Genomic DNA, 23886 nt, shown 5'->3' on the forward strand with positions numbered 1-23886 from the left:
CGGCGCCGGGCGGTGCCGCAGTCACACCAGAGTAGGGGGTGGGGATCTCCCTGGTCACATTGTGCGCTCATTCACGCGCATTTAGTGGTCGATTCCCCATCATTTCGCGGATGGTCGCATAGCGTCTCGAATCGGGGCTCGGTAGAGTGGCAAACGATGTTCACAACACTGTCACCCCGCGTGAAATGGACGATCGGCTCCGCCATCACCGTCGTCCTTATAGCTGTTGGCGCCACCGCAGCATACGCGGTGTCCTACGCCGATAGGGCTCTTCCGGGCATCTCCATTGCGCATCAGTCCATTACCGGCATGACCCGTGAGGAGGCTGTCGCATCGGTCGAGCAACGAGCCTCGGACACGATGGTGACGATTGACGTGGACGGTTTGAAGACCTCCACGACTCTTGCCGATGCGGGTGTACGCATCGATGTTGACAAGACTGTTGAAGCAGCGTTCTCAGCGAATGCCTCGGTCGGCTCACAGCTCCGGGCTCTCGTCACCTCCACGGATATCGAGCCCGTCATCGTCATTGACGAGGCGAAGCTCGCCGAGTTCGCGACGACGGTCGCCGAATCGACGGGCAATGCGGCCAAAGAGGCGGAGGTGGTGCTCGACGCGGAGGCCGCCCGTTTCGTGTCCACTGAAGCCTCGGCGGGAACCCTCGTGGATGCGGATGACATTACGGAGACTGTGACCACTCAGGCGAAAGCACTTGCCTCCGGTGAGGCGTCGCTCCACGTGCAGGACGTCACTCCGGTTGTGACCTCCGAAGCTGCGGCCGCTGCCGCGCAGGCGGCGAATGCGTTGATCGCCCCCGATGTCACGCTCACCGACGGTGATGCCTCGTACACGGCGTCCGCGGCTGATAAGGCGTCCTGGGTGGAGGTCCCGACGAATGACGACGGTACTCTCACAGTGCCGACGATCAACGCCGGCAAGACGAGGGCCTGGCTTTCGGGACTCGCAGACACCCTCAGTGTGGAGCCCACGAAGGGCGTTAACAATGTCAACTCCGAGGGCAAGGTACTCACTGTTCACAGGCAGGGCATCAAAGGGTGGTCCGTCAATAATATCGACGCCATGACCGAGGGGATCGTCTCCTCTTTGAATGCGGGAACCGCCTACACCTCGGAAATCACCTACGACGAAATTGAGCCCGAATACGACACGCGGACTATCGCGGAAGGCGCGGAGAACCTGGTCTATCAGGCCGCTCCCGGTGAGAAGTGGATCGACCTGGACCTGTCGACGAACACGGTCGTTGCCTATGAGGGTGCGAGCATCGTCGGCGGCCCCTTCTACATGGTTCCCGGCGCCCCCGATACCCCGACGGTGACGGGAGTATTCCACGTGTACTCCAAGCTCGTCCAGCAGACGATGCGCGGCGAGAACTCGGACGGCACGAAGTATGTCACGCCCGATGTCCCGTGGGTGACGTACTGGTACTCCGGCTATGCCTTCCACGGTGCGCCGTGGCGCTCCACCTTCGGCTGGTCCGGTTATGGCGGCTCGCACGGCTGCATCAACATGCCGGTCTCCTCCGCCAAGTACATCTACGACTGGGCCGACATCGGGACGACTGTCGTGTCCCACTACTGAGCGGAACTGCTGACTGTACTCGGTCATTGATTGCTGTGAGTGCGCACCACCCCAGCACCTGCGCGTGCTCGAGCGACCTGCGATCGACTCCACCGACTGTGGGCGCTGCAGGCACCATGGGCGCAGGGCCGACTCCGAGGCCGCGGGCCGACTCAGAAGTAGTAAGGGTAGGCCGACCAGTCGGGCTCACGGCGCTCGAGAAAGGCATCGCGCCCCTCCTGAGCCTCACCGGTCATATATGCCATGCGGGTCGCCTCACCTGCGAAGATCTGCTGACCCGCTAGGCCATCATCGGCGAGATTGAAGGCGAATTTCAACATGCGGATCGCCTGCGGGGACTTGCGGCACACGGTCCGAGCCCATTCGAGGGCCGTTTCCTCTAATTGCGCGTGGGGGACCGCCGCATTGACGACGCCCCAGCGCTCCGCTGTTTGAGCGTCATAGCGACCCGCGAGGAAGAAGATCTCCCGCGCCCGCTTGTCTCCAACCTGGCGCGCCAGCAACGCCGACCCGTAACCAGCGTCGAAGGACCCCACATTCGCGTCGGTCTGCATGAAGGCCGCATGCTCGAGTGAGGCGACAGACAGGTCGCAGACGACATTGAGCGAATGACCCCCACCCGCAGCCCACCCGGGAATCGCAGCGATGACGACCTTCGGCATGTGGCGGATGAGGCGCTGAACCTCAAGGATGTGCAGGCGCCCGGCCTGAGCGGGATCGACCTGTTCGCGGCGCGTCGCGCGGTCGGCATCAGCGTCGGCGCCCTCGACCTCGTAGCGGTAGCCATCAGAGCCCCGGACCCTCTGGTCCCCACCCGAGCAGAACGAATACCCCCCGTCCTTCGCACTCGGCCCATTGCCCGTAAGGATCACAGCACCCACGTCGCCGCTCATGCGCGCAGAGTCGAGGGACCGGCACAGCTCGTCCACCGTGTGCGGGCGGAAGGCGTTGCGGATATCGGGGCGGTCGAATGCGATGCGCACTACCGGCAGGTCCTCTCCGGCGGGGCGTCCGTCGAGGTCGGCGCCCCTGGAGATCCCGCGATGGTAGGTGATGTCGGTGAAGGTGAATCCCTCGATCTCGCGCCAACGGGCGGGGTCGAAGGTGTCGGAGACGAAGGGCAGTGCACTCATGGCTCCAGCCTATGTGGTTGCGACGACAAGGTCCTACGCTTGACCCATGAGTCACCGCGTATCGTCGGCACAACCCGCTTTTCACGCACTCTCTCTGCAGGACAACGCCTGGGAGGCCGCCCTCGCCTTCGACGCCTTCCGCGGCCGGTGCGACGCTGCCGCTCCCGTGCTCCGCGACGCTCAAGCGGATCACGACCTGAAGGAGGCTCAGGCCTTCGCTCACGGCATCGACCCTTCCGCCGTGACCGACGAGGCCGGGGCGACCGGCGACGCGGATGCGATCACGCGGCTGTGCAGCGACCTCGATGAGCGCCTTGGCACCTATGAGGCGCACATCGGCCTGAGTCACGATGGGACCGGGGAATCCTGGGCGGTGCTGCGCGCCTGGCACCGCACCTGCTGGGAAGCCGGATACGCCTGCGACATCCTCGCCGAGGGTCGGCGATTCGCGGCGCGCCACAGGCTCGTCATCCACTGCTCCCACGAGGCGCGGGCGCCTCGCACACTCGACGAGGGACATCATCTCCTCGTCGACTCCTCCGGCGCGCTGGAGCGAAGCGACGAGGGACTCATCGACTCCGACGATCTCGTCTACCGCATCTCACGTGCGCGCCGCACCGCGAACCGGTCGCTCGGGGCCCAGAAACCGGGCGCACGCGCCGGACACCTTCTCACGGTCGTCCACCCGTCACTGACCCGCGCCCTCGACACGATCTGCGACCCCGCTCCGGCGCTTCGCGCCCTGTGCGTTCCAACCACCCCGGTCCCGCGCGGTGCCGCAGACTCACAGGTCTACGCGCGCTATGACACGCCCGAAGGCCCTCTCCCGGTACTCGTCAGGATGGCTGCGACCTGGATGCTCGAATGCGGACTCGACGCGGCGTCCAGGCGCGCCCTCCTCGGGCTGCTCACGGCTCACGCCCGCATACTCCCAGTGCGCTCCGGCCTGCCCGACGGGATCGAAGCATGCCGACGCGGCGATGTACTCCTCGTTCTCAACCACTCCGACAGCGCGAGAGAACTGTCCGGCATCATTGGATTCGACGTCGTGAGTGCGAGCGAGTGCACGGGGCACGTGCTCCTCGCCCCGCAGTCGTATATGGCGATCGTCCCGGGCACAATAGTCCCATGACCCCGCCCGCCGACCCCTCACAGCGCCTCGCACTCAGCCGTATCCCCTTCGAGTCGTTGAGCCCGCGGGTGCGCCGCGTCCTCGACGGCGTCGACGACCTGCTCGTCTACTCCGCTCCCATGAGCGTCCGCTTCCGTCGCGTCACATCTCGCGACGGCCTGCTCCTGCACGGGGTCAGCGCCTGGGGTGAGGCCTCCCCCTTCTGGGACTATGCCGCCCGCGAATCATCCGCGTGGCTCGCGAGCGCCCTGAGGGCGGCGATGACGCCCGCACCGCCCGCGAAACGCTCGCAAGTGCCCGTCAATGTCACCATCCCCGTCGTCTCGCCTGAGGACGCATACCGCAAGGTTCTCGCCTCGGGCGGATGCGCGACCGCGAAGGTCAAAGTCGCGGACCCGGGGGCGGGCCCTGCCGACGACTGCGCCCGTGTCGAAGCGGTCGCTCAGGCGCTCGCGGATACCGTCGGCTCATCGGGCGCCGTGCGCGTCGACGCCAATGGCGCATGGGACGAGGACGAGGCCGTCCGCGCGATCCGCGCACTCGATGAGGCGGCGAGCCCTGTCGGCGGCCTGCAATACGCCGAACAGCCCTGTCCGAGCGTCGACGAGTTGGCGCGGGTGCGCCGCCGCGTCGATGTCCCCATCGCTGCTGACGAGTCGATCCGCCGCGCCGAGGACCCCCTCGCCGTCGCCCGTGCGTGCGCCGCCGATATCGCCGTCATCAAGATCGCGCCACTCGGCGGAATCGACAGGGCGCTGAGCATCGCGCGGGACACGGGATTGAGGCTCGTCGTCTCCTCCGCCCTGGAGACCTCCATCGGCCTGGCGACCGGAGTGAGCGCGGCCGCCGCCCTCGACGACGTCCTCGCTTGCGGTCTCGCGACCAGTCGCTTCCTCGCCGCCGATGTCACAGCGGATCGCCTGACACCTGTCAACGGACACCTGCCCCTGCGTGCGATCGCCCCAGATGCGGACCTCATCGACCAGCATCCAGTCGACGAGGATCTGCGTCGGCGCTGGACGGTCCGACTGGAGGACATGTGCGCCCATATCGAGGGGGCCCGATGACCCACCCCTCTGAGCGCCTCGCCGCGGGAGTCGTCGACGCACTCATCGGCGTCGGCGTCGGCGACATCGTCTACTGCCCGGGATCGCGCTCCGCTCCCTTCGCCTACGCCCTCGACACCGCATGCAGGGCGGGCAGGGTGCGCGCACATGTGCGCCTCGACGAGCGCTCTGCGGCATTCCTCGCCATTGGCCTGTCGAAGGCGGGGCAGGGTGTCCCACACGCGTCCACCGCGCACCCCGAGCCGGTTCCCGTCGCCGTCATCATGACATCGGGTACCGCCGTCGCCGAAACGCATGCTGCGGTCGCGGAGGCTCATCATTCGCGCCTGCCGCTCATCGTGGTGAGCGCCGACAGGCCCTTCGAGATGCTCGCCGTCGGGGCGTCGCAGACGACCTTTCAGTCGGGGATCTTCGGCCCCCACACGCCCCCCACCTGCGACATTCCCGCGGACACCGAGCCGGGCAGGGAACTCGGCGCAAAGATCGCGCGGGTCGTGGCGAGAGCGTGCGGACGCCCCACCGGGCAGGCCGGCCCCGCGCATATCGATGTCTCCCTCCGCGACCCCCTCACCCCCGAGGGCGGCAGCGTCCGCAGCTCCGCCTACGAGGCTGCGTTCTCCTTCGATCCTGCGTTGATCCCTGCCGCTGCACCCCAGCCCGCTTCGTGGTGCGATGTCGTCGAGGAGGATGCTCTGAGCGTCATCATCGCCGCAGACGGAGCGTGCGCTGATGCGTCCTCGTGGGCGCGCGGCGCCAAGTGTCCGATTCTTGCCGAGCCGAGTTCGGGGCTGGCGTGGGACGAATTCCGGATCCCCTTCCAGCAGTCGCTCCTGTCCTCGCCGCTGGCGGATGAGATCGAGCAGGTGATCGTGACGGGGAGGCCGACCTTGTCGCGCTCAGTGTCGGCACTGCTCGCCCGCCCCGACGTGCGGGTCGTCATCGTGGACCCGGATCCCGCGTGGGCGGATGCGTCCGGCACGGCCGATGTCGTGGTCGGCGCGCTAGCGGCGCCGACCACGCGCCCCGCTGACTCCGACGGGGGTTGTGGAGCCGAGGTCGGGGGGTCGTGGCTCGGGCGGTGGCGGGAGGCTGCACGGCTCGCGGACAAACGGATCACGCGCATCTGCGACTCCTCTGACCTGTCGGTCCTGCACGTCGCCCGGGCCGTGTGGCAGGCGGACGACAAGGACCTTCTGCTCGGCGCATCGAACTCGGTGCGCGCCTGCGACCTCGTCGGGCACGGGGGTGCGCCCAGGCGCGTGTGGTCGAACCGGGGCCTTGCGGGGATTGACGGCACGGTCGCAACGGCGATCGGACTTGCGCTGGGAATCGGACGGCCGTTGAGTGCACTCATGGGAGACCTCACCTTCTTCCACGACGCGGGCGCCCTCGCTATTCCTGCATCAGAGTCGGCGCCCGACCTGACGATCATCGTCGCGGATGACGCGGGGGGATCCATCTTCGCGAGCCTCGAACACGGCAGGCGGGAGAACGCTTCGACCTTCGACCGTTGGTTCGCGACCCGTCAGCGGACCTCCATCGAGTATCTCGCCCGCGCCTATGGCGTCGGTTATCGCAGGATCGAGGACGAGGAATCGCTGCGCTCAGCTCTCGTCGAGCCTTCGCGGGGGATTCGTATCCTGCACGTGATCTGCACGCTCCCCGACGAGATCGTCTCGGTGAGAAACGTGCTGCACGAACATGAATGACCCACAGGGAACGCACAGGAAAGATTCAGTAAGTGAGCAACAAGGGCGTCCACACTGGGTGCCGTTGAATCCAAACCGCATTGTGAAAGAAGGTTCCATGAGCGACAACACATCCCGCTGGTCCTCCCCGGATGCTCCTGCCGGAGGGGCCCGGGACAACAGCGAGGAGACCGTTGTATCGACCGGCGTCGACTCTCCGACGGAGACTCTGGAATCGGCGCGGAGCGGGGCGACGCGGGAGATGCCCCCCCAGATCCAGCCGACGGGCGGTCCTCAGCCCCCTGCCCCTCCCTCAGCGCAGACTGCCGGGAGCTCTCAGCAGATGCCGGGATGGGGCGTGCACCAGGAGAGGTCGGCTCCTGCCGCGCCACAGGTCGTCTCAAACGGGGCCGCATCGAGCCCGTGGATATCCGAGGGCTCCGCTCCCGCACGAGCCCGCTCCTCGTCGCAGACTGCGGTGCGGGCGAAGCGAGGGCCCGGATGGGCGGCACTTTTCGTCACGATGGTGCTGACCGCCTCCCTCACACTCGGCGGAGCGTGGCTGCTCTTCAACAACCGCCCCTCTCCAGTCCCTGTGTCATCGCCTGCATCCACCAATTCCACGTCGACGACCGTTCAACCGGTGACATCAACAGGCGACAAGCCCGACTGGTCGGCCGTGTCGACCGCGGTGTCGCCCGCAGTCGTCACCATCACCGTGTCGGGCGCCTCCGGTTCGGGAGTCGGCTCCGGAGTCATCTACAACTCGGACGGTGACATCGTGACGAACTATCACGTCATCGCCTCGCAGGCGTCCTCCTCGGCAGATGGGCAGATCGGCGTCACCCTCGCCGACGGGCGCATGTTCGAGGCGAAGATCGTCGGCGTTGATCAGACGACGGATCTTGCGGTACTGCGCCTCGTCGATGCGCCCTCCGACCTGACGGTCGCCTCCTTCGGCTCATCGGCTGGACTGACCGTCGGCCAGGAGGTCATGGCGATCGGAGCGCCGCTCGGCCTGTCGAATACGGTCACCACCGGCATCATCTCCGCGCTCAACCGCCCGGTTGAGGTGTCGACCAGGGAATCTGATTCCCATCAGCAAATCGACCCGAACGACCCCTTCGGACAGCTGCCGAATTCGCAGAACCAGCAGACGACATCGAACTCCGTCATCACGAACGCCATTCAGGTGGATGCGTCGATCAACCCGGGCAACTCCGGCGGGCCGCTCTTCGACTCGACCGGCGCCGTCATCGGCATCAACTCCTCGATCGCGTCGAACTCCTCCTCGTCGGAGAACGCCGGCTCGATCGGCTTGGGCTTCGCGATCCCCGTCGACCTCGTGAGATCCGTCGTCGATCAGCTCATCTCCACCGGCCGGGTCGATCACGCGGTCCTCGGCGTATCCGTGACGAGCGGTCAGGCGCGCGTCGGGGATTCGGTAGTGGCGGGCGCGAAGATCGCCTCCGTCGTCGACGACTCGGGTGCCGCGCAGGCGGGACTGCGGGTTGATGACGTCATTGTCGGAGTCAATGGGGAGACCGTGTCCTCGTCCAAGCAGCTCACCGGTTACATCCGCCGTTACCGCAGCGGCGATTCGGTGACCATCACATACGTCCGCAATGGGGAGAAATACGAGGTGGTGGCGACCCTCAAGTCCCAGTCGAATTAATCGCGAGCGTCGAAGCGGGTCCGCCCTTTTGGGGGCGGACCCGCTCGGCATATGTTCCACAGGGCTCGCACACGAGGTTTAGTCGGCCTGCGCGAGTCGGAGTCGTTCTCATCGGGTTACTCCTCGTTCGGTTCCTCTCGGGGGACGCCGTACTCGAGCATCCTCCACCGGCTCCCGTCCCACTGCGTGTGGAAGAGATAGCGGACCTCCTCAGCGGGTTTTTCCACGAGTTCGCCGTCATAGTAGGCATAGGGCGACACCTGGAAGACGGCGACGATCTCACGGGTATCGGGATACTCCTCGAGTCTTGAGAGGTCCCAGTTGTACTCGACGGAGGTGATGTTGAAATCGAGACCGCTGTGCCAGTGCCCGGAGGCATAGTGCTCTTCGATCCTGTCTCGGTGACTGAGGCATTGGGGACAGTCGTCGAGTGACGCCTCCATGAATGCCTCGGTATCACCTGTATTCCAGGTGTAGGCGAGGAGGTCGAGGAAGTGGGAAGTCGCGTGCAGCGCCCCCGTCGCGGTGAACTGGTCGACCCACTCATCCGGCTCGGGCGGCGACGAGGGGCCGACCGGCGGGAGCAGAGCACCGTCCACCGTGGTGAAGTAGTCGCCCTCGGCGAGCGAGTCGACGCTGGCCCCGGCAGTCGTCGAGGGCGAGCACGCGCTCAACAAGGCACAGGCGAGTGCACTCACGCCGAGGCGACCGAGTACGGGGCCCATCGACGCCTGGAAGTGGTGGTGTCGCTGACGGGCTCCGGATGGTGAAGGGGGTCTCATGCTGGTGAGCGTAGGGGACGGGATCGTCGAGGAAAAGACTTATCCGTTAACCCTGTGGATAACCTCTGGCGTCCCTTGCGCTGCGATGCCCGCGCGTTCACTCCACGCCGAGGGCGTCGAGCAGCGGCGCCATCTTCGCCCGAGTCTCCGCCAATTCCGATGCTGGCGAAGAATCAGGCATGATGCCGCCACCGGCGAAGACCCTGAGAGTCCGCCCCCCGTCCTCGATGAGACCGCAGCGCAGAGCGATGCAGAATTCGCCCTCGCCACCGGCGTCCACCCACCCGACGGGACCCGAATAGCGGCCGCGCTGGGTGCGCTCCATGCGGGTGAGCAACTCCAATGCCGCAGCGCGAGGGGTTCCGCACACGGCAGCTGTCGGATGAAGCGCCTGGACCGCATCCAGCAGGCTGGTTCCCCCCAGGTCCGCATTGATGTCGGTGGCGAGGTGAGAGACATTGGGCAGGTCGAGGAGGAAAGGCTCGTCGGGAGCGGACAGCGAATCGACGATCGGGGTGAGCGCCTGCACGACCGATTCGACGGCGAGGGCGTGCTCGCGCCGGTTCTTCTCCGACCCCATGAGCTCCGCACCGCGCCCTGGTCCGGCGGTCCCGGCGAGGACACGCGATCGCAGACGCCCCTTCGACGTGGACGCGAGCATTTCCGGAGTGGCGCCCACGAGCCTGTCGACTGCGAATCGCCACGTCGTCGGATACAGGGCGTCGAGTCGCGTAAGCAGGTGGCGCTCGGTGAACGAGGAGTCGGTACGGACACACATATCGCGAGTCATGACCGCCTTCGAGGCATCGCCTGCCGCGAGACGCTCGGCGAGGCGGGCGACGGACTGCATCCATTCGTCCTGCGTCATCCGCCCGACTCCTGTGACGAGGCCGATGGGGGCATTGGGCGGGCGGGGCACAGGGGTGAGGGCTCGTGCGAGGACGGCCAGCGGTTCGGGCGCGGAATCTCCCCGCGAGGCTGTGGCGACCCAGCGGCGCCCGTCGGCCTCGATGATGCAGATTTCGGGGACGATGAGGGTCGACTCGGTGTCGGCGGAGAATCCGAATGAGCCGAAGGCAATGGGGGCGTGCGGCGCATCCGAGGGCGCGTCGCATGTCATCGATTCGCCAAGGGCGCGCCACCAGTCGCCCGCAGTGGCGACGGCGTGCGACCCTGAACCCGTCCACACGGCGGCGCAACCCCATCCGACCATCGACTGACGGAAGCCTAGCCATACGAGAGGCCTGGTATCGGCGGGGATCATGTCGAGAAGGGGAGCGTTCTGCCACGGGGCGTCCACCAGCTCCACAACGCGAACGGTCATGTGGGCGAAACGTGCGGGCATGGCGTTCATCCTACTCGGAGGTCCCGCTGGCCGCCTCGGAGACCAGGTGCGAATACGTCCCGGGCCTTGATCGGCGTTCGCGCTTGCGAGTCAGCTGCGGTATGGCGTTCCTACGGCAAGCGGTCCCCGCAGATTTGGCCTGTGTCCCGCTCCTGCTCAACCCGCGCACACGCACACAGTTTTTGCACTTTCTGACACTCATCCTCTGGCGTGCTGTCTATAGCCGCAGGCCACAGCCTTAGATACTCGTGCGGTGTGGCGCGGTTTCCACAAACTGTGTGCGTTTTGACGGATGAATGGCCGATAGGCGGCGCTTTCTCCGGCCGCGTGGGCGTGAGAAGATGGGGATATGAGCGATACCTCGGTCCTGCGCGCCGACCTCAGCAAATCCACGAGTGATGTGGCGTCGATGTTCGACCATGTCGCCGACCGCTACGACCTCATGGATGTTGTGATGACCGGCGGCTTGGACCATGTGTGGATGGTGGCGTTGCGCAAAGCGGTCGCCCCGACCGCGTGGGAGAGGATACTCGACGTCGCCGCTGGAACGGGCGCTTCCTCGGCGGCATTGGCGTCCTGCGGCTCCGAGGTCGTCGCCTGCGACCTGTCGGAGGGCATGATCGAGGTCGGCCGTCAGCGCCACCCCGATATTGAGTTCGTTCAGGGTGACGCGATGAGTCTGCCCTTCGAGGACGACTCATTCGACGCCGTGACGATTTCCTACGGGTTGCGCAATATCCCCGATCCGGCGCTAGCCCTCCGCGAGATGTCGCGGGTGGTGCGCCCCGGCGGGCGCCTCGTCGTCTGCGAGTTCTCCACCCCGCCCAATGCGGTGTTCCGTTCGCTCTATTCGGCGTATCAATCGACGGTGATGCCGCTGATGGCGAAGCTCATGTCGTCGAATGAGGTCGCCTACGACTATCTCATCGAGTCGATTCGCGACTGGCCGGACCAGGAGAGCGTCGGGCGACTCATCGCCGCCAACGGCTGGGAGCGAGTCGAGTACCGCAATCTGACGGGCGGGATCGTCGCCCTGCATCGCGCATTCGCCCCCGGTGCGTAAAAGGCGCCTCTGGCAGCGGAGGAGCGCCCCATTCGAGGTCGGATGTTCGCCCTTATCTGGGCGGATGGTCACCTGAGGGTGCTCTATGCCACACGCCCCATTTTGGGGAGTGTCGCCTTTCGTAAATCTCGTCGCCGTTGTGGCGTACGGGAAGGCTGAAACGGCGAGAAGACGCCTTTTGTGGCACTGTGCACCACGGCCCCCAGCCGGGGGCTACGCTTGCGAATCGGGACGCGGTGCAGTGTACGCCGCCCCATCATGCACATCTGCGCATACTGGTCTGCGCGCAATACGGGAGGAAGTCCGGTGGTCGAAGACGTCACTGACGAGGCGGCAGCAGACGTCGTCATCGTCGGCGCGGGCCCCGCCGGATCCTCACTCGCCTACCACCTCGCCACTGTCGGCATCAACGTCCTCGTCCTCGACAAGGCGACATTCCCCCGCGACAAGATCTGCGGCGACGGCCTCACCCCCGCCGCCGTCCACGAACTCATCCTCATGGGAATGGACATCAACGGCTGGACCCGCAACCGCGGCCTCACCGTCATCGGCGGCGGACACCGGGTCGCCATGGAATGGCCAGATCAGAAGTCCCTGCCCGGTTTCGGACTCACGAGGGCGCGTATGCGCCTCGACCACGAACTCATCACCCATGCTGTAGCAGCGGGCGCGCGCCTCATCGAGAACGCGAATGTCACGGGCGCCATCCAGGACTCCACCGGCCGCGTCATCGGGGTCACCGCGACCATCGACACGGGGGAGGACACCCGCGAGGTCGCAATCCGCGCCACTCTCGTCGCCGACTGCGGGGGAGTGGCAGGGCGCCTGGCGACATCGCTCGGCCTGGAGAAGAAGACCCGTCGCCCCATGGGGGTCGCGGCCCGTGCCTACTTCACATCGCCGCGCGGCGACGAGGAATGGATGGAGTCCCACCTCGAACTGTGGTCCGGTGCGCCCGGACAGTCCGATCTCCTCCCCGGATACGGCTGGATCTTCCCGATGGGCGACGGCGTCGTCAACGTCGGCCTCGGATCCGTGTCCTCCACCGCGAACACCACGCGCCTTCCTTATAAGAAGGTCTTCGAACACTGGACGACGTCCGTCCCCGAGGAGTGGGGCTTCACACCCGCGAACCAGATCGGCCCCCTGCGCTCCGCCGCGCTGCCCATGAGCTTCAACCGCACCCCCCACTACACCTGCGGTCTCCTCCTCGTCGGCGATGCAGGCGGAATGGTGTCCCCATTCAACGGCGAGGGGATCGCGCCCGCCCTCAAGGCGGGCAGGCTCGCCGCCTCGTGCATCGCTCAGGCGCTGCGCCGCTCCGATCGGGCGGGCATCGATCGGGCGATGAGTGAATACCCCGAGATGCTGCGCGACGTGTACGGCGGCTACTACCAACTCGGCAGGATCTTCGTCGCCCTCATTGAGAACCCGCGGATCATGCGCCTGTGCACCACCAAGGGCCTGCCGATCCCGCGCCTCATGACCCTCGTCCACAAGCTCTTGTCGGACGGATACGAGCGTCAGGGGGGCGACCTCGACGATCGCCTCATCACGACACTGACAAGGCTGGTGCCATCGGTATGACCACGCCCCAGCACTTCGATCGATCCTTGGAGGAACGATGACGAATCCCTATTTCCCGCTGCTGATCATGGCTGCGGCCGCCCTCGTGCTGGCCTTCGGCGGTCTAGGGGCCTCAGCGATCCTCGGTCCGACGAAGAAGTCCAAGGTCAAGGCCGAGAACTACGAGTGCGGGATCGAGCCGACGTCGGCCCACCTGCACGAGGGCCGCTTCCCGGTGCGCTACTACCTTGTCGCCATGACCTTCATCATCTTCGACATCGAGGTCGTCTTCATGTACCCGTGGGCCGTCAGTTTCGACCAGCTCGGCCTCTTCGGGCTCATCGCCATGCTCACCTTCCTCGCACTCATCACCGTGCCCTACGCGTACGAGTGGCGACGCGGCGGATTGGATTACTGAGGGACAGGAGAACGTCAATGGGTCTTGAAGAAGCCCTGCCCGCCGGCATCGCACTGACCAGCGTCGAGAAAGTCCTGGGACTCGCGCGCAAGTACAGTCAGTGGCCCGTCACCATGGGTCTGGCGTGCTGCGCCATCGAGATGATGGCCGCCGGAACCCCGCGCTTCGACATGTCGCGCTTCGGCCTCGAAGTGTTCCGCGCATCGCCGCGCCACTCCGACATGATGATCGTCTCGGGCCGCGTCTCCCATAAGATGGCCCCCGTCATCCGCCGCGTCTACGACTCGATGCCGGAGCCCAAGTGGGTCATCTCGATGGGCGCCTGCGCCTCGACGGGAGGCATGTTCAACAACTACGCCGTCATTCAGGGATGCGACCACATCGTGCCCGTCGACGTGTACCTGCCTGGCTGCCCGCCGCGCCCCGAGGCCCTCATCCACGCCGTCATCACACTTCGCGAGCAGATCGGCAAGGAGCCGCTCGGCGTCCACCGCCGTGAGATCGCGCGCAAAGCGGAGCAGGCGGCCCTCGCCGCAACTCCGACCCACCAGATGAAGGGACTCCTCGCATGAGCGACGAACTCATCGCTCCCGAAGGCGAACTCACAGGGCCCGCACAGCGGGGCTTCGCACAGCCCGAGCCCATGACCCGCCGTGAGGGACTCTTCCCCGACACCACCGGCTTCGGCACACTGGTGACCCAGTCCTTCCTCCCCGGCGAGTCGGCACGCCCCTACGGAAGCTGGTTCGACTCAGTCGTCGATGTCCTCGAAGAGCTCATCGCCGCCGACGGCCTCGACGCGGCGGACGTCATCGAGAAGGTCGTCGTCGACCGCGACGAACTCACCGTCTTCATCACCCGCGAGCACGTCGCCCTCGTCGCGAAATACCTGCGCGATGACGCGGACCTGCGCTTCGAACTGTGCCTGGGAACCAATGGCGTGCACTATCCCGAAGACCGCGGCAGGGAACTCCATGCGATCTATCCGTTGATGTCGATCACCCACAACCGGATGATCCGCCTCGAAGTGACCTGCCCCGACGCGGACCCGCACATCCCGTCGATCGTTTCCGTCTACCCGGCCAATGACTGGCAGGAGCGCGAGACATGGGACCTCATGGGCATCATCTTCGATGGACACCCCTCCCTCACCCGAACCGCGCTGCCCGACGACTGGGTGGGCCACCCCCAGCGCAAGGACTATCCGCTGGGCGGCATCCCCGTCGAGTACAAGGGCGCCACCGTCCCGCCCGCCGACACGCGGAGGTCGTACAACTGATGAGCACCCCGAACTTCCATGCGGCCGCTTCCGGCGCAGCCCTTCATGTCGACGAGATTCCCGAGGTCATGACCCAGGGCGGTGACTGGGCTGACATTCTCAACGAGATCGAGAAGATCTCGTCGGAGCGCATCGTCGTCAACCTCGGCCCGGTTCACCCGTCGACTCACGGCGTGCTCCGCCTCATCCTCGAACTCGACGGCGAAACCGTCCGCGAGACGCGAGTCGACACCGGCTACCTCCACACCGGTATTGAGAAGACGATGGAGTACCGCACGTGGACGCAGGGAACAACCCTGTGCACGCGCATGGACTACGTCGCCCCCTTCTTCCAGGAGACGGCCTACTGCCTCGCGGTCGAGAAACTCCTCGGCATCACCGGCGACATCCCCGAGCGCGCGACTCTCATCCGCGTACTCATGATGGAGCTGTGCCGCATCGCCTCCCACCTCGTCGCCATCGGCTCGACCGGCAACGAGATGGGCGCGACGACCATCATGACCATCGCATTCAGGGGCCGCGAAGAGATCCTGCGCATCTTCGAACGGATCACCGGCCTGCGCATGAACCACGCGTACATCCGCCCCGGCGGCGTCGCGCAGGACATCGGTGAGGGCACGACCGACTACATCCGCGAGCTGCTTCCCAAGTGCCGCCGCGACATCGGCGAACTCGAGGACCTCACGAAGGAGAACCCGATCTTCAAGAAGCGCCTGTGCGATGTCGCGGTCATGCCATTGAGCGCACTGATGGCGCTGGGCAATACGGGTCCGGGCGTGCGCGCCGCAGGCCTGCCCCTCGATCTGCGCAAGATGCAGCCCTACTGCGGATACGAGGACTTCGAGTTCGACATCCCGACGCGCAACCAGTCCGACGTGTACAACCGTACGATGGTCCGCTTCGACGAGTGCTACGAGTCCCTGCGCATCGTCTACCAGGTGCTCGATCGTCTCGAGAAGTGCGAGGGCGCCCCCGTCATGGTCTCCGACCCCGCGATCGCATGGCCCGCGCAGCTGTCCGTCGCCACCGACGGGCAGGGCAATTCTCCCGAACACATCGCGACGATCATGGGTTCGTCCATGGAGTCCCTCATCCACCACTTCAAGCTCGTGACCGAAGGATTCAAGGTCCCGGCCGGTCAGGTGTACCAGACGATCGAGCACGCGAAGGGCATCCTTGGCGTCCATCTCGTGTCCGATGGGGGCACCCGCCCGTTCCGCGCGCACTTCCGCGATCCCTCCTTTGCGAACCTGCAATCCCTGGCCATGATGACCGAGGGCGGCCAGTTGGCCGACGTCGTCGTGTCGCTGGCCGCCATCGACCCGGTCCTGGGAGGCGTCGACCGATGAGTTACACCAAGGAAGTGGAAGCTCGCCTGCGCGAACAGTCCGCCGAAATCATCAGCCGCTACCCGAGCGGACACTCGCGCTCCGCGATGCTGCCGATGCTGCATCTCGTCCAATCCGTCGACGGCTACGTCAGCCCCGACGGCATCGCCCTCATCGCCGACATCCTCGATGTCTCGCGCGCGGAGGTGAGCGCCGTCGCGACCTTTTACACGCAGTACAAGCGCCACCCCACGGGGGACTACCTCGTCGGCGTGTGCACGAATGCACTGTGCGCCGTCATGGGAGGCGACGAGATCTGGGAAGCCGTCTCCGAGCACGTCGGCGTCGGCTCCGATGAGACCAGCGAATCCGGGCGCATCACACTCGAACGCATCGAATGCAATGCGGCCTGCGATTATGCGCCGGTCGTCATGGTGAACTGGGAGTTCTTCGATAATCAGACGCCCGTCTCGGCGCTCGCCCTCATTGACGACATCGAAGCGGGACGCCCCATCCACCCGACCCGCGGTGCCGACACAGTCGCCACTTTCAAAGAGGTCGAGCACACGCTCGCCGGCTTCCTCGACGGCCACGAAGACGAGGGCCCCTCGGCGGGAGAGCCGAGCCTGCGCGGCAGGGTCCTCGCTGAGCAGAACGGCTGGACCGAACCGGTCGCCGACGCCGATGACACCAAGGGAGGCGAGCAGGCATGACGACGTTTGCAGCACCCGGGCCACTCACCCCGATCGTCTCCGACGGCTGGGGCGAGGACAAGTCCTGGACACTGAAGTCCTACCTCGCCAGGGGCGGATACGAGGGCCTGAAGAAGGCGAACACCCTCGACGCTGCCGATATCGTCGACGCAGTCAAGGCCTCGGGCCTGCGCGGCCGAGGCGGCGCAGGCTTCCCGACGGGCCTCAAATGGTCCTTCCTGCCCCCGGATGACGGCAAGCCCCGCTACCTGGTCGTCAACGCCGACGAGTCCGAACCGGGAACCTGCAAGGACATACCGACGATCATGGCGAATCCACACATCCTCGTCGAGGGCATTGCGATCACGAGCCGCGCCATTAACTGCACCCACGCCTTCGTCTACCTGCGAGGCGAGGTCGTTCACGTCTACCGTCGCCTTCTCGCGGCGATCAGGGAAGCGACCGACGCCGGGATCCTCGGCGACTTGACGATCACCGCACACGCGGGAGCCGGCGCCTATATCTGCGGCGAAGAATCGGCGCTCCTCGACTCCCTCGAAGGGCGGCGCGGGCACCCCCGCATCAAACCGCCGTTCCCGGCAGTCGCAGGTCTGTACGCCCGGCCGACGGTTGTCAACAACGTCGAGTCGATCTGCCAGGTCACCGGCATCTTCCGCAACTCGCCCGAGTGGTACGCATCGATGGGCACCGAGAAGTCGAAGGGCCACGGCCTCTTCTCCGTCTCGGGCCATGTCAATGCGCCCGGACAATTCGAAGCGCCCTTCGGCATCACGATGCGCGAACTCATCGACATGGCGGGCGGCATCCGCGATGGGCACAGCCTGAAGTTCTGGACCCCGGGCGGCTCCTCGACTCCGCTATTCACCGCAACTGAACTCGATATCCCACTCGATTACGAGTCCGTCGTCGGAGCCGGTTCCATGCTGGCGACCCGCGCCCTGCAGGTCTTCGACGAGACGACTTCCGTGGTGCGCGTCATCGCCCGCTGGGCGGAGTTCTACCAGCACGAGTCGTGCGGCAAGTGCACGCCGTGTCGCGAGGGCACCTACTGGATCAAGCAGATCATGTTCCGCCTGGAAAAGGGCGAGGGCCTGCCGGGGGATGTCGACCTGCTCGACGAGATCGCCCACAACATTGCCGGACGCAGCTTCTGCCCGCTCGGCGACGCCGCGGCCACGCCGATCATGTCCGGTATTGCGCGCTTCCGCGACGAGTTCGAAGCCGGGCTGACGACTCCCGCTCGCGAACTCTTCCCCTATGAGGCATCCGCCGTTTTCACACGAGGAGGTGTCCGATGAGCGACGCACCCCAACTGGTGAACGTCACCATCGACGATGTTCAGGTGAGCGTCCCTGCGGGTACTCTCGTCATCCGTGCTGCAGAGCAGGCCGGGATCCGCATTCCGCGCTTTTGCGACCACCCCCTCCTCAAGCCGGTTGCCGCCTGCCGCCAGTGCCTCGTCGAGGTCGGCATGCCCGATCGCAATACCGGCGAGCTGCGCTTCATGCCCAAGCCCCAGCCTTCATGCGCGCAGACCGTGAGCCCCGGGATGGTGGTGAAGACCCAGTACACGTCGGAGGTCGCCAAGAAGGCCCAGCACGGTGTCATGGAGTTCCTCCTCATCAACCACCCGCTGGACTGCCCGATCTGTGACAAGGGCGGAGAATGCCCCCTGCAGAACCAGGCGATGACGGATGGACGAGGCTCGACCCGCTTCGCCGACGCGAAGCGCACGTACCGCAAGCCTCTGCGCCTGACCAGCCAGATTCTCCTCGACCGCGACCGCTGTATCCTGTGCCAGCGCTGCGTGCGCTTCGGCAAGCAGATCAGCGGCGACGTGTTCCTCGACTTGCAGGGCCGCGGCGGGGGCACCGCTCCCACCGACGACCACTACTTCATGGCCGAGCAGATCGGGGGCTTCGACTCATCCACTCTCGGCTTCCACGACCCCAAGGCGAAGGACCTCGACGGGGCGGGCATCTCCGGCCCTTACGGCGAGGCCGGAATCCTCGGCTCCTACAACGGCGGCGACCTCGGCCCCGCGGACCTCGACCAGTCGGGCCGCGCCTTCGCCTCCTACTTCTCGGGCAATATCATCCAGATCTGCCCGGTCGGCGCTCTTACCGCAGCGTCCTACCGCTTCCGCGCCCGCCCCTTCGACCTCGTATCGACTCCATCGGTGAGCGAGCACGATGCGTCCGGATCCGCGATCCGTGTCGACATCCGCCGCGGAGAAGTCGTCCGCCGGATGGCGGGCAATGAGCCCGAGGTGAACGAGGAGTGGATCACCGATAAGGACCGCTTCGCCTTCGACTGGCACCGTCGGGACCGCATCGAAACCCCGCTGGTGCGCGAGGACGGGCAACTGGTTCCGACCTCGTGGTCCGACGCCCTCGACCGGGTCCGCAAGGGCCTCGAGGGCGCATCCGGGCGGGTGGGTTTCCTGCCCGGCGGGCGCCTCACCTTCGAAGACGCATGGGCGTGGTCGAAATTCGCCCGCACCGTCGTCGGCTCCGACTCGATCGACGCGCGCTCGCGCACCCTCAGCGAGGAGGAGCGATCCTTCCTCGCCTCGCGGGTCGCGGGCACCGGCCTAGGCGTCACCTACGCCGATCTTGAGAAGGCGGGACGGGTACTGCTCGTCGCCCTCGAACCGGAGGACGAATGCGGTGCGATGTTCCTGCGACTGCGCAAGGGCGTCCTCGCGGGCACTGCGAGCGTCTCGACGGTCGCACCATTCACGTCGAATGGTTCGCGAAAGCTCAAGGCGACTCTACTGCGCGCGGCCCCGGGCACAGAGGCCGAAGTCCTCGCCTCCATTAACGAGGCCGGCTCCCGCGCCGACCTCGCCGAAGAGCTCTCCTCGGGCATCATCCTCGTTGGTGAGCGCGCAGCCCGCCACACGGGCCTCCTCAGCGCGGTCAGCGCCCTCGCGGATCGTACGGGTGCGCGCCTGGCGTGGATCCCGCGCCGCTGTGGCGATCGCGCCGCAGTCGAAGCGGGCCTGCTCCCGGGCCTCCTGCCCTTCGGCCGTCCCCTTGATGATGCCGCTGCCCGCGAATCGCTCGGATGGGAGAACCTCCCCGAGTCGCGCGGCCTCGACGCGGAGCAGATGATCGCGGGAATCCTCGATGCCGACGTCACGGCACTCGTCGTCGGCGGCGTCGACATCCGTGACTTCGCCGACCCCGCCACAGCGCGCCGGGCCCTCGAAGAGGTCCCCTTCCTCGTGTCCCTCGAAGTGCGCTCCTCCGAGGTGAGCGAGCGCGCCGACGTCGTGCTGCCGGTGGCGCCCCCGCTGGAGAAGAATGGCACCTTCCTCGACTGGGAGGGCCGCCTGCGCCCCTTCGGGCAGGCCGTTTCCGCCCGTTCTCTCACCGATCGCGACGTCCTCGTGCGCCTCGCCCGCGAGTTCGGACACGACCTGGGGATCACGACGCTGACCGACCTGTACGACGAGGTCAACCCGATCATGGAATGGAACGGCGAGCGCGCCGCCTTCACCGCAGTCGACGCGCCCGCACCGACCGGGGTGGCCCCCGGGCAGGCGATCCTCGCGACGCACAAGCCGATGCTCGACGCCGGGCGCCTCCAAGACGGCGCCCCCTGGCTCGCCGGTTCGGCCCGCGTGCCCGTCGCCCTCGTTTCGACGAACACCCTCAAAGCGGCCGGGCTTGACACTGCGGGCGCCCTCGCGGTGAGCACCGAGCGCGGCTCCATCACACTGCCCGTGCAGGTCGCGGACCTTCCCGACAACGTCGTGTGGGTTCCGGAATGCTCGACGGGCTCACTGGTCCATGAATCTCTCGGGACCGCCGGTTCCGTCGTGTCATTCACTGGAGAAGTGGAGTTGGTCCGATGAATCTCGTGAACCTCGCGGTGCCCGAGTACACCGCAGCAGATTTCTCGGAGGAGACATGGTGGTTGACGCTCATCAAAGCGGTCTTCATCATCGTGTTCCTCATCCTCAACGTCCTGCTCGCCCTGTGGGTGGAGCGACGGGGCCTGGGACGCATGCAGACCCGACCCGGCCCCAATGTCGCAGGCCCCCTCGGCCTCTTCCAAGCCTTCGCCGACGCGGGCAAGCTCCTCTTCAAAGAGGACATGTGGACCAGCCGCGCCGATAAGTTCCTCTACTTCATCGCTCCCGCGATCGCCGCGTTCTCCGCATTCAGCGTTTTCGCGGTCATTCCGATGGGCCCGAATGTCACCCTCTTCGGCCATTCGAGCCCGCTGCAGCTGGCGGATATGCCGGTGGCGACGCTCTACATCCTCGCGATCACATCGCTGGGCCTGTACGGCGTCGTCCTGGGCGGCTGGTCGACCCGCTCGACGCTGCCCCTGTACGGCGCGGTCCGCTCCTCAGCGCAGATCATCTCCTACGAGCTCGCAATGGGCATGGCCCTCGTGTCCGTGTTCCTCATGTCGGGCACCATGTCGACCTCGCAGATCGTCGCCGCACAGGCGAATGTGTGGTGGGCCTTCGCCCTCATTCCCGCATTCGTCGTCTATCTCATCAGCGCCTGCGGCGAAGTCAACCGACTGCCTTTCGACCTGCCCGAAGCTGAGGGCGAACTGGTCGCGGGCCATATGACGGAGTACTCGTCGATGAAGTTCGGCTGGTACTACCTGTCCGAATACGTCAACATGCTCAACGTGTCGGCCGTTGCGACGACCATGTTCTTCGGAGGATGGCATGCACCGTGGCCGCTCTCGCAGATCCCCGTCATCAATGACGGATGGTGGGGCATGCTCTGGTTCTTCGGCAAGATGTGGTTCTTCATGTTCCTCCTCATCTGGACGAGGGCCACGCTCTTACGCTTCCGCTACGACCAGTTCATGCAGCTCGGCTGGAAGTGGCTCATGCCGGTCGCCCTCGTCTGGCTGGTCGCCGTCGCCATCGTCCGCGGCATCACCGCCTGGGTTCAGCTGCCCCTGCCGATCTTGTCGGGCGTCATCGCGGGCGTCTTCGCCGTCATCATGCTGATCCTGTGGATCACCGACAAGGGAGAACCCGAACCCGAGCCCGACCCGGCCGACGAGGAGTACACCGGATTCGCGGACGGGTTCCCCGTGCCGCCGCTGCCCGGACAGCAACCGGTCGCCTCCCCGCGAGCCGACCGCGCACCGATCGGAGCGACTGCCTCAAAGGAGGACCCCGATGAGTAAGAAAAAAGACTGCCAGGACGAGCCAATGCGCTTCGAACACGACCCCAAGGGTCCGATCGGAGAGTTCTTCGCGCCGATCGCGGGCTACGGGGTGACGATCGCGTCCTTCTTCCGCCCAACGGTCACTGAGCAGTACCCCCGCGAGCCCGCTCGCGTCCAGCCGCGCTTCCACGGCCGCCACCAACTCAACCGCTACGCCGACGGCCTCGAGAAGTGCATCGGCTGCGAATTGTGCGCGTGGGCGTGCCCCGCGGACGCGATCCTCGTCGAGGCCGCGTCGAACACCCCGGAGGAGCAGTACAGCCCCGGTGAGCGCTACGGCAGGGTCTACCAGATCAACTACCTGCGCTGCATCTTCTGCGGCATGTGCATCGAAGCGTGCCCGACTCGCGCTCTGACGATGAGCAACGACTTCGAACTCGCCGCCTACACCCGCGTCGACGACATCTACGAGAAGCAGGACCTGCTGGTCCCCCTGTCCGACGGAATGCTCGCCCCGCCCCACCCGATGGCCGATGGCATGTGCGATGGGGACTACTACCGCGGCGCGGTGACGGGCGCGACCCAGAATCAGATCGACTGGGTGGCAGAGCACCGGGGCGCGGAGGATCCCTCCGGAGCCGCAGAGCCGGTTGTGAAGGAGGCACGCCGATGACTCTCTTAGGCGATTGGCCCGCCATGGGCTCCACCGGCGAGGCAGTGCTGTTCGCGTGCACCGCGGTCGTCATGGTCGCAGGCGCCCTGGGCGTACTCTTCTTGAAGAAGGCCGCCTACGCCGCGGTGTCCATGGTCACCGTGATGCTCGGACTCGCCGTCCTCTACATCGCTCAGAGCGCCCCCTTCCTCGGCGTCGTCCAAGTCGTCGTGTACACGGGCGCCATCATGATGCTCTTCCTCTTCGTCATCATGATGATCGGCATCGGCGCGACCGACGACTACGCGACCCAGTCGCGGGGCACGATCGCCGCCGCGGTCCTCGCAGCCGCCGGACTGGCCGTCGTCATCGGCGCCGCGGTCGGCCACTCGACGGTCCGCGAAAGGGCGACCGGCGCACAAGTCGACCCCTACTCCGATGAGCCGATCACGTCCCTGGCGACGACACTCTTCGCTGAGCACTGGCTGACGATGGAAGTCTCCGGCGCCCTGCTCATCACCGCTGCGATCGGCGCAATGCTGCTGACCCATACGGACAATCTGGGGCCGAAGATCACGCAGGGGGAGACCGCGCGAGCCAAGATGCGCGCCTTCGCCGAGACTGGCCGGGCCATCGGCCAGTTGCCCGCCCCCGGCGTGTACGCGCACTCCAATGCTGCGGATGTGCCCGCCATCTCCGGCGAGACGCTCGCCCCGATCGAGGAGTCCGTGCCCCGCGTGATCCGCGTGCGCGGCCTCACCCGCAGTCTTGACCAGGTTGACATCAATGTCGCCCAGTCCCTCATGCTCGCCCGGACCGGCACTGTCGTCGGCTCGCCCTTCTCCGAGGAGGCGTCCGGCGCGGTGCCCCGCTCAGGATCGTGGGGCATGCCCGGGCCCGCGGCGCCGACCGGCCTCGATCAGCCGATGCCCCCGGGCAGCCCCGCCGACGAGGGCGACGCCCCGACCCAGGAGGAGGAGGAGAACTGATGCTGTCCTGGTACCTCATACTCGCGGGGGTCCTCTTCGCAATAGGCGCGGCGACAGTGCTCGTGCGCCGAAGCGCGATCATCTCCCTCATGGGCGTTGAACTCATGCTGAATTCCGCGAACCTCGTGTTCGTGACCTTCGCGCGGATCCTCGGCGATATCAACGGCGAGATCATGGCGTTCTTCGTCATGATCGTCGCGGCCGCTGAAGTGGTCGTCGGCCTCGCCATCATCGTGTCCATCTTCAAATCGCGCGCCACGACCAGCGTTGACGACGTGAACCTGCTGAAGAACTGAGAGAGGCACA

The 23886-nt window shown here is 66.2% G+C and carries 21 protein-coding genes; 18 read left to right on the forward strand and 3 right to left on the reverse strand.

The features are described from left to right. The first annotated feature begins 156 nt into the window (after window positions 1-156). The gene (locus BQ7471_RS10380) at window positions 157-1599 is read left to right on the forward strand and encodes a L,D-transpeptidase family protein (RefSeq protein WP_076466047.1); all 1443 of its coding nucleotides are present in this window, start codon (window positions 157-159) and stop codon (window positions 1597-1599) included. Between the two features lie 152 nt (window positions 1600-1751). On the opposite strand, the gene BQ7471_RS10385 is transcribed toward BQ7471_RS10380, so the two are convergent. Beyond that, entirely contained in the window at window positions 1752-2732 is a 981-nt protein-coding gene (locus tag BQ7471_RS10385) for a 1,4-dihydroxy-2-naphthoyl-CoA synthase (protein WP_076466048.1), read from the reverse strand. Window positions 2733-2778: 46 nt separating this feature from the next. On the opposite strand from BQ7471_RS10385, the gene BQ7471_RS10390 reads away from it, so the two are divergent. From BQ7471_RS10390 to BQ7471_RS10405, 4 genes are all read left to right on the forward strand, one after another. Next, on the forward strand, window positions 2779-3864 hold the full coding sequence (locus BQ7471_RS10390) for a hypothetical protein (RefSeq protein ID WP_076466050.1): 1086 nt from the start codon (window positions 2779-2781) through the stop codon (window positions 3862-3864). Next, a complete protein-coding gene (locus BQ7471_RS10395) occupies window positions 3861-4931 on the forward strand; it encodes an o-succinylbenzoate synthase (protein ID WP_076466051.1) in 1071 nt (356 codons plus the stop codon). Before BQ7471_RS10390 ends, BQ7471_RS10395 begins: the two co-directional genes overlap by 4 nt. Continuing rightward, window positions 4928-6640, forward strand: coding sequence for a 2-succinyl-5-enolpyruvyl-6-hydroxy-3-cyclohexene-1-carboxylic-acid synthase (gene menD, locus BQ7471_RS10400; protein WP_076466053.1), 1713 nt, complete (start codon window positions 4928-4930; stop codon window positions 6638-6640). The genes BQ7471_RS10395 and menD overlap by 4 nt, the downstream gene beginning before the upstream one ends. A gap of 97 nt (window positions 6641-6737) precedes the next feature. Next, window positions 6738-8294 carry a S1C family serine protease gene (locus BQ7471_RS10405; RefSeq protein WP_235821306.1) on the forward strand — a complete coding sequence of 519 codons (1557 nt, stop codon included), beginning with the start codon at window positions 6738-6740 and terminating at the stop codon, window positions 8292-8294. A 116-nt stretch (window positions 8295-8410) separates the two neighbouring features. Here BQ7471_RS10405 and BQ7471_RS10410 read toward each other — a convergent pair whose 3' ends face one another. After that, window positions 8411-9076 carry a DUF6318 family protein gene (locus tag BQ7471_RS10410; protein ID WP_129583430.1) on the reverse strand — a complete coding sequence of 222 codons (666 nt, stop codon included), beginning with the start codon at window positions 9074-9076 and terminating at the stop codon, window positions 8411-8413. 97 nt (window positions 9077-9173) lie between these two features. Next, window positions 9174-10421, reverse strand: a complete 1248-nt coding sequence (locus BQ7471_RS10415) for an isochorismate synthase (RefSeq protein WP_129583431.1) — start codon at window positions 10419-10421, stop codon at window positions 9174-9176. A gap of 349 nt (window positions 10422-10770) precedes the next feature. Between BQ7471_RS10415 and BQ7471_RS10420 the strand changes: the two genes are divergently transcribed. From BQ7471_RS10420 to nuoK, 13 genes are all read left to right on the forward strand, one after another. Then, on the forward strand, window positions 10771-11484 hold the full coding sequence (locus BQ7471_RS10420) for a class I SAM-dependent methyltransferase (protein ID WP_076466057.1): 714 nt from the start codon (window positions 10771-10773) through the stop codon (window positions 11482-11484). A gap of 306 nt (window positions 11485-11790) precedes the next feature. After that, window positions 11791-13071 carry a geranylgeranyl reductase family protein gene (locus BQ7471_RS10425; RefSeq protein WP_076466059.1) on the forward strand — a complete coding sequence of 427 codons (1281 nt, stop codon included), beginning with the start codon at window positions 11791-11793 and terminating at the stop codon, window positions 13069-13071. A 37-nt stretch (window positions 13072-13108) separates the two neighbouring features. Continuing rightward, window positions 13109-13468 (forward strand): NADH-quinone oxidoreductase subunit A, encoded by a 360-nt coding sequence (ndhC, locus tag BQ7471_RS10430; protein ID WP_076466061.1) that lies wholly within the window; start codon window positions 13109-13111, stop codon window positions 13466-13468. A gap of 17 nt (window positions 13469-13485) precedes the next feature. After that, window positions 13486-14040, forward strand: coding sequence for an NADH-quinone oxidoreductase subunit B (locus tag BQ7471_RS10435; RefSeq protein ID WP_076466062.1), 555 nt, complete (start codon window positions 13486-13488; stop codon window positions 14038-14040). After that, window positions 14037-14747 carry an NADH-quinone oxidoreductase subunit C gene (locus tag BQ7471_RS10440; RefSeq protein WP_076466064.1) on the forward strand — a complete coding sequence of 237 codons (711 nt, stop codon included), beginning with the start codon at window positions 14037-14039 and terminating at the stop codon, window positions 14745-14747. Before BQ7471_RS10435 ends, BQ7471_RS10440 begins: the two co-directional genes overlap by 4 nt. Beyond that, on the forward strand, window positions 14747-16096 hold the full coding sequence (locus tag BQ7471_RS10445; protein WP_076466065.1) for an NADH-quinone oxidoreductase subunit D: 1350 nt from the start codon (window positions 14747-14749) through the stop codon (window positions 16094-16096). The genes BQ7471_RS10440 and BQ7471_RS10445 overlap by 1 nt, the downstream gene beginning before the upstream one ends. After that, complete coding sequence (nuoE, locus tag BQ7471_RS10450) at window positions 16093-16788, forward strand: NADH-quinone oxidoreductase subunit NuoE (RefSeq protein WP_076466067.1); 696 nt, start codon at window positions 16093-16095, stop codon at window positions 16786-16788. The genes BQ7471_RS10445 and nuoE overlap by 4 nt, the downstream gene beginning before the upstream one ends. Beyond that, window positions 16785-18086 carry an NADH-quinone oxidoreductase subunit NuoF gene (gene nuoF, locus BQ7471_RS10455; RefSeq protein ID WP_076466068.1) on the forward strand — a complete coding sequence of 434 codons (1302 nt, stop codon included), beginning with the start codon at window positions 16785-16787 and terminating at the stop codon, window positions 18084-18086. Before nuoE ends, nuoF begins: the two co-directional genes overlap by 4 nt. Beyond that, window positions 18083-20650 carry an NADH-quinone oxidoreductase subunit G gene (locus BQ7471_RS10460; protein WP_076466070.1) on the forward strand — a complete coding sequence of 856 codons (2568 nt, stop codon included), beginning with the start codon at window positions 18083-18085 and terminating at the stop codon, window positions 20648-20650. Before nuoF ends, BQ7471_RS10460 begins: the two co-directional genes overlap by 4 nt. Further along, window positions 20647-21957 (forward strand): NADH-quinone oxidoreductase subunit NuoH, encoded by a 1311-nt coding sequence (nuoH, locus tag BQ7471_RS10465; RefSeq protein ID WP_076466071.1) that lies wholly within the window; start codon window positions 20647-20649, stop codon window positions 21955-21957. The genes BQ7471_RS10460 and nuoH overlap by 4 nt, the downstream gene beginning before the upstream one ends. Then, window positions 21950-22612, forward strand: coding sequence for an NADH-quinone oxidoreductase subunit NuoI (gene nuoI / locus BQ7471_RS10470; protein ID WP_076466073.1), 663 nt, complete (start codon window positions 21950-21952; stop codon window positions 22610-22612). The genes nuoH and nuoI overlap by 8 nt, the downstream gene beginning before the upstream one ends. Beyond that, on the forward strand, window positions 22609-23580 hold the full coding sequence (locus tag BQ7471_RS10475) for an NADH-quinone oxidoreductase subunit J (RefSeq protein WP_076466074.1): 972 nt from the start codon (window positions 22609-22611) through the stop codon (window positions 23578-23580). Before nuoI ends, BQ7471_RS10475 begins: the two co-directional genes overlap by 4 nt. After that, window positions 23577-23876, forward strand: coding sequence for an NADH-quinone oxidoreductase subunit NuoK (gene nuoK, locus BQ7471_RS10480; RefSeq protein WP_076466393.1), 300 nt, complete (start codon window positions 23577-23579; stop codon window positions 23874-23876). Before BQ7471_RS10475 ends, nuoK begins: the two co-directional genes overlap by 4 nt. Window positions 23877-23886: the final 10 nt, after the last annotated feature.

Origin of the sequence: Actinomyces mediterranea, assembly GCF_900155595.1 — a bacterium.
Taxonomy (GTDB): Bacteria; Actinomycetota; Actinomycetes; order Actinomycetales; family Actinomycetaceae; genus Pauljensenia; species Pauljensenia mediterranea.

Coding starts and splice junctions, on each gene's coding strand:
- BQ7471_RS10460 (WP_076466070.1), top strand. CDS start 18,083: ATGAGCGACGCACCCCAACTGGTGAACGTCACCATCGACGATGTTCAG.
- nuoE (WP_076466067.1), top strand. CDS start 16,093: ATGAGTTACACCAAGGAAGTGGAAGCTCGCCTGCGCGAACAGTCCGCC.
- BQ7471_RS10440 (WP_076466064.1), top strand. CDS start 14,037: ATGAGCGACGAACTCATCGCTCCCGAAGGCGAACTCACAGGGCCCGCA.
- BQ7471_RS10435 (WP_076466062.1), top strand. CDS start 13,486: ATGGGTCTTGAAGAAGCCCTGCCCGCCGGCATCGCACTGACCAGCGTC.
- nuoF (WP_076466068.1), top strand. CDS start 16,785: ATGACGACGTTTGCAGCACCCGGGCCACTCACCCCGATCGTCTCCGAC.
- BQ7471_RS10415 (WP_129583431.1), bottom strand. CDS start 10,421: ATGCCCGCACGTTTCGCCCACATGACCGTTCGCGTTGTGGAGCTGGTG.
- BQ7471_RS10445 (WP_076466065.1), top strand. CDS start 14,747: ATGAGCACCCCGAACTTCCATGCGGCCGCTTCCGGCGCAGCCCTTCAT.
- BQ7471_RS10405 (WP_235821306.1), top strand. CDS start 6,738: ATGAGCGACAACACATCCCGCTGGTCCTCCCCGGATGCTCCTGCCGGA.
- nuoI (WP_076466073.1), top strand. CDS start 21,950: ATGAGTAAGAAAAAAGACTGCCAGGACGAGCCAATGCGCTTCGAACAC.
- BQ7471_RS10390 (WP_076466050.1), top strand. CDS start 2,779: ATGAGTCACCGCGTATCGTCGGCACAACCCGCTTTTCACGCACTCTCT.
- BQ7471_RS10420 (WP_076466057.1), top strand. CDS start 10,771: ATGAGCGATACCTCGGTCCTGCGCGCCGACCTCAGCAAATCCACGAGT.
- BQ7471_RS10410 (WP_129583430.1), bottom strand. CDS start 9,076: ATGAGACCCCCTTCACCATCCGGAGCCCGTCAGCGACACCACCACTTC.
- BQ7471_RS10385 (WP_076466048.1), bottom strand. CDS start 2,732: ATGAGTGCACTGCCCTTCGTCTCCGACACCTTCGACCCCGCCCGTTGG.
- BQ7471_RS10475 (WP_076466074.1), top strand. CDS start 22,609: ATGACTCTCTTAGGCGATTGGCCCGCCATGGGCTCCACCGGCGAGGCA.
- ndhC (WP_076466061.1), top strand. CDS start 13,109: ATGACGAATCCCTATTTCCCGCTGCTGATCATGGCTGCGGCCGCCCTC.
- menD (WP_076466053.1), top strand. CDS start 4,928: ATGACCCACCCCTCTGAGCGCCTCGCCGCGGGAGTCGTCGACGCACTC.
- BQ7471_RS10380 (WP_076466047.1), top strand. CDS start 157: ATGTTCACAACACTGTCACCCCGCGTGAAATGGACGATCGGCTCCGCC.
- nuoH (WP_076466071.1), top strand. CDS start 20,647: ATGAATCTCGTGAACCTCGCGGTGCCCGAGTACACCGCAGCAGATTTC.
- BQ7471_RS10395 (WP_076466051.1), top strand. CDS start 3,861: ATGACCCCGCCCGCCGACCCCTCACAGCGCCTCGCACTCAGCCGTATC.